The organism is Pseudonocardia pini, assembly GCF_013870575.1.
GTDB classification, from domain to species: domain Bacteria; phylum Actinomycetota; class Actinomycetes; order Mycobacteriales; family Pseudonocardiaceae; genus Pseudonocardia; species Pseudonocardia pini.
Map to the genome: position 1 here is coordinate 1 of NZ_JACBXB010000543.1, position 3847 is coordinate 3847.

Genomic DNA, 3847 nt, shown 5'->3' on the forward strand with positions numbered 1-3847 from the left:
TCGCCGCCGCCCCCCTGCTCGCCGCCTGCGGCGGGAGCGACCCCGCGGGCACCACCCTCGCCGCACGGGTGGAGGACAGCCAGGCGGGCACCGCGGGCGCGGTGATCAGGCCGATCAGCGAGCAGAACGGCCTGGTCGGGAACCTCGACCTCAGCTACGTGGCGGGCACCGGCCCCGGCGACGTCCAGAACAAGCTGCTCTCCGGCGCTCTCGACGTGGCCAGCATGGGGCCGCTCGGGGCCGTGGTCGCGGGCGAGGCGGGCGCCGACGTCGTGCTGTTCTCCACGAGCCTGAACAACCACGTGCGCTGGCTGGTCCCGGAGAACAGCCCCTACCGCACCGTCGCGGACCTCCGCGGCAAGAAGATCGCGACGCCGCCGAACAACAGCGACGCGTTCCGCTCCACCCAGCTCGCCCTCGCCGTGAACGGCAGCGACTTCACCGCCGACCACCAGCTCTTCCCCGGTGCCGTGCTGGCCGGGCTCGCCCTGTTCGACCGGGGCGACGTCGACGCGATCGTGACCATCGAGCCCAACGCCACCCGGCTCGTCGGGAAGGGCGCCCGGCAGCTCGCGACGGTCGGCGAGCTGTGGGCGCAGGGCACCGGCGAGGACCCGAACGCGCTGTTCCTCAACGGCCAGGGCGCCACCCGCGCCTGGGTCGACGGCAACCGGGAGACCGCCGCGGCGCTGGCCACCCTGCGCCTGAAGGCCCACGAGGTGATCCAGGAGCGGCCGCAGGTCCTCGCCGACCTCGCCGACGCCTACGGCATCCCTGCGGACGAGAAGGCGGCGATCGAGCTGCTGCCCAGCCGGATGCGCGACGTCTACCCGGTCGTCTGGGGCGAGTCCGTGTTCGCCAACCTGCGACGCCAGACCGAGGTGGCGCAGCAGGTCGGGCTGGTGAAGGCGCAGCCCGCGCAGGTGCCGTGGCTCGATCTCGGCGGATCGGCATGACCGCCACCGAGGTCCGGCCCACCCGGGTGTCCGCCGCCCTCGCCGCCGCCCCGAGACCGCGGCGCGGGCCGCGGTTCCTGCCCGCGTTGCTCTTCCTGGTGCTCCTGGCGGGGGCCTGGCAGCTGATGGCGGTGCTGCTGGACAGCGTGCTGGTCCCGGGGGTTCCCGAGATCGTCACCGAGCTGGCCGACATCGTGTCCGACGGATCGTTCCTCGACCAGCTCGGGATCACGGTGCTCCGGGTGGCACTCGGGTTCGCCCTGGCGTTCGTGGTGGCCGTCGCCGTCGGGATCGCGATGGGACGCAACGAGTTCGCCCGCCGGTTCTTCGAGCCCGCCGTGCTGCTCGGCCTCACCATCCCCGGCCTGGTCTGGGCGCTGCTCTGCGTGATCTGGTTCGGCATCGACCTGGTCAACCCGGTCGCCGCGGTGGCGTTGTCCTCGGCCCCGCCGCTGATGCTCCAGATCTACCAGGGCACCCGGTCGGTCGATCCCGACCTGCTGGAGATGGCCCACGTCTACCGGTTCTCCCGCACCACCCGGCTGCGCAAGCTGTGGCTGCCCGCGTTGGCGCCCTCGCTGTTCGCCGGCGCGCGCCTCGGGCTCTCGCTGGGCTGGAAGGTGATCGTCCTGGTCGAGGTGTTCGGGATGTCGTCGGGCGTCGGCTACCAGCTCAACAACGCCTTCGCCGCGCAGAACGTCGCCGCGGTGCTCGCCTGGACCCTGCTGTTCGCGGTCGTGATGGCCCTGCTTGAGTACGGGATCCTGCAGGGCCTCGAACGCCGCACGAGCCGCTGGCGCAAGGCGGTGAGCGTGTGAGCGCGCCGGTGACCACCCGGGTCCGGCTCGACGGGGTCGGCAAGACCTTCGTCGACGCCCGCAGCGGTACCCCGCAGCAGGTCCTGGCGGACTTCTCGCTGACCGTCGAGCCCGGCGAGCTGGTGGCCGTGGTGGGCGCCTCCGGGACCGGGAAGACCACGCTGCTGCACATCGTCGCGGGCCTGGTGCCGCCGGACACGGGCACCGTCGACCGCGGCGACCCGCGGCTCGGCGTGGTGTTCCAGCAGCCGCGTCTGCTGGACTGGCTCTCGGTGCGGGAGAACGTCACGCTCGCCTGCGAGGCGGCGGGCGTGGACGCCGCGGGGGCCGACTCCGCGCTCGCGGCGGTGGGGCTGAGCGAGTACGCGGGCTCCTACCCCACGGTCCTGTCCGGCGGTCAGCGCCAGCGCGTCGCCGTGGCGCGCGCCTTCGCCGTCGAGCCCGATCTCGTGCTGCTCGACGAGCCGTTCTCCGCGCTCGACGAGCTGACCGCCCGCAAGCTCCGACTGCTGCTGCAGGACCTGTGGATGGAGCGCTCGCGCACCGGCCTGCTCGTGACCCACAACCCGCTCGAGGCCGCCCTGCTGGCGGACCGGGTGATCGTCCTGGCGGGCAGGCCGGCCCGGATCGCCGCGGAGTACCGCGTCGACCGGGAGCGGCCGCGGTCCGCCGAGGACCCGTACCTGTTCGACCTGCACGCCCGCATCGTCTCCGCGCTGTAGAGGAAGGACCCACCATGACCCGCCCCAAGGTGACCATGGAGCTGCTCTCCCTGGTCTTCTCGCTGCCCCAGCTCGTCGCCAAGGACGAGGGCTACTTCGAGGAGGAGGGCGTCGACGTCGAGTTCGTGACCAAGGACTACGCCCGCGCCGGGATCGCCCCGCTGGAGGACCACGAGCTGCTCAGCTCGTTCGGCTCGACCAAGTCGCACTTCGAGTCCGGCGAGGCCTCGATGTACCGGGCCTGCGAGTGGGGCCAGGTCCGCCGCACGCAGGACACCACCGTCGGCGGGCGGATCGTGTCCAAGCGCGCCGCCGTCAACGGCCAGGCGATCATGGTCCGCGGCGACCACCCGGCCACCCACCCGCAGGACCTGGCCGGGAAGACCGTCGCGGTGAACTTCCACCACGGCTCGCACTACGTGGCGCTGCAGACCCTCGAGGGCTTCCTGCCCCGCGAGGAGATCACGATCGCGCACTACGGCGGCCCGCAGGTGCGGTTCGAGGCGCTGCGCGACGGCACCGTCGAGGCCGCGGCGCTGATGGAGCCGTGGATCACCCTCGCCGAGAAGCAGGGGTACAAGGTGCTCGCGGAGGCGTTCTACGTCGGCGCCGAGATCGCCAGCCCCGAGATCGACGCGGACACCTACGAGCGGATCAACCGCGCGGTCGTCCGCGCGGTCGCGAAGATCAACGAGGACCCGCGCCCCTACCTCCACCACCTGACCGCGGAGATCCCGGCGGAGCTCGGTTCGGTGGCGCCGGAGGAGATCCCGCTGGGCAGGCTGCGCTACGTCGACCCGGCGCCGTACCCGCAGGAGCAGTTCCAGCGCACCTACGACTGGATGGTCTCCTGGGGTCTGATCGAGGACACGAACTCCTACGACGCGCTCGTGAAGAACCTGGTGGATGTCTGATCGCGCACCGGCGTTCGCGCGGCCACGCCCGGCTGTCCGGGCGTGGCCGCTCTACGTCGGGGGGTTCCTCGGCCCGTACGCCAGCACCATGGTCACGCCGATGGTGCACGAGGTCGCGCACGGGCTGGACTCCACGCCGGAGCTCGCCGCGGGCGCCGTCACCGCCTACATGCTGCCGTTCGCGGCGTTGATGCTGGTCAGCGGCACGCTCGCGGAGCGCTGGGGCCGAGCCCGCACGATGCGGGTCTCGCTGCTGCTCTTCGTGCCGGCCTGCGCGGCGTGCGTGCTCGCGCCGTCGATGGGATGGTTCCTGGCCGCCCGGGCCGCCCAGGGCGCGACGAACGCCTTCACCACCCCGCTGCTCGTCGCCGCGATCACCGACCTGGTGCCCTGGTCTGCGAGCCGACCCGACGCGGAGTGGGCGTGTACCGGCAGTA

At 72.5% G+C, this 3847-nt stretch carries 5 protein-coding genes; all 5 read left to right on the top strand.

The features are described 5' to 3' along the window. A partial coding sequence (locus tag H5J29_RS24305; RefSeq protein WP_181783350.1) for an ABC transporter substrate-binding protein occupies nucleotides 1-956 on the top strand: 956 nt, incomplete at its 5' end. Further along, the gene (locus H5J29_RS24310) at nucleotides 953-1774 is read left to right on the top strand and encodes an ABC transporter permease (protein WP_220187860.1); all 822 of its coding nucleotides are present in this window, start codon (nucleotides 953-955) and stop codon (nucleotides 1772-1774) included. The genes H5J29_RS24305 and H5J29_RS24310, both read left to right, overlap by 4 nt. Continuing rightward, nucleotides 1771-2496 carry an ABC transporter ATP-binding protein gene (locus H5J29_RS24315; protein WP_312858380.1) on the top strand — a complete coding sequence of 242 codons (726 nt, stop codon included), beginning with the start codon at nucleotides 1771-1773 and terminating at the stop codon, nucleotides 2494-2496. Before H5J29_RS24310 ends, H5J29_RS24315 begins: the two co-directional genes overlap by 4 nt. Nucleotides 2497-2510: 14 nt before the next feature. Then, nucleotides 2511-3410, top strand: a complete 900-nt coding sequence (locus tag H5J29_RS24320) for an ABC transporter substrate-binding protein (protein ID WP_181783351.1) — start codon at nucleotides 2511-2513, stop codon at nucleotides 3408-3410. Then, nucleotides 3403-3847: MFS transporter (locus H5J29_RS24325; RefSeq protein ID WP_181783352.1), on the top strand; the 445-nt coding region annotated here is incomplete at its 3' end. The genes H5J29_RS24320 and H5J29_RS24325, both read left to right, overlap by 8 nt.

Excerpts from the sequence above, each read along its gene's own strand:
- H5J29_RS24310 (WP_220187860.1), top strand. The coding sequence starts at position 953 with ATGACCGCCACCGAGGTCCGGCCCACCCGGGTGTCCGCCGCCCTCGCC.
- H5J29_RS24320 (WP_181783351.1), top strand. The coding sequence starts at position 2,511 with ATGACCCGCCCCAAGGTGACCATGGAGCTGCTCTCCCTGGTCTTCTCG.